The following is an 851-nucleotide window of genomic DNA, read 5'->3' as shown; positions in this document are numbered from 1 at the left end:
CTAGGTCGTGTGGACAGTTACCGCAACCAAAGCAGAGTTGCGGCAATAGTGACGACGGCAAAGTAATTTTTGGCGGTCTTCTCGTAGCGCGTTGCGACGCGTCTGAACTGCTTCAGTTTAGAGAAGCAGCATTCGACGAGATGACGCTCGGCATAGACGGGCTTGTCGAGCGGATATTTCTGCGCCCGCGAGGGGTTATTTGGAATGACGGCCTGTGCGGCCTTCGCGGCGATCGTGGCTCGGAATGCATCGGAATCGTAGGCTGCATCTGCCATGATAATCTCGGCCGCAAGCCCCTCGACGAGCGGTTGAGCTTGTGGGGCATCCCCGGCCTGGCCTGCCGTCAGGAAGAAGCGGACTGGGCAGCCCAAGCCACGGACAGCCATATGGATTTTGGTAGTCAGGCCGCCGCGCGATCGACCGATGGCCTGATTTTGAGCCCCCCTTTTGCGCCACTGGCGTGCTGGTGGGCGCGGACGATGGTGGAGTCGATGATCAGGTATTCAAAGTCCGGATCATCCGCCAGCGCTTCGAACATGCGTAGCCAGACCCCTTTGGAACTCCATCGGCTGAAGCGGCGGAATACGCTATTCCATTCGCCAAACGCCTCAGGTAGATCACGCCACGGCGACCCGGTCCGTACGATCCACAAGACGCCCTCGACAAACATGCGGTTGTCGCGGCCTGTCGAGCCGCGCTGGTCCGACCGACCGATGATCAAGCCGGAGATACGATCCCATTGCGCATCGCTCAGAGCGAGCCGGTCCATGACACCCAAGGCTTCCTCCTAAAAGAAAGCCTTGAATCACGTTCCATCTGATTTGAGAATCCCAAGAGTCCACACGACCTAG

The 851-nt window shown here is 58.8% G+C and carries 1 pseudogene; it reads right to left on the bottom strand.

The features are described from left to right. Nucleotides 1–17 precede the first annotated feature (17 nt). Nucleotides 18–769: pseudogene (locus ACZXDY_RS46140) on the bottom strand (IS5 family transposase). Nucleotides 770–851 lie beyond the last annotated feature (82 nt).

Source organism: Bradyrhizobium sp. LeoB3 (genome assembly GCF_055456055.1).
The sequence above is the reverse complement of the archived record's forward strand: the minus strand, read 5'-3'. Positions and strand labels throughout refer to the sequence as shown.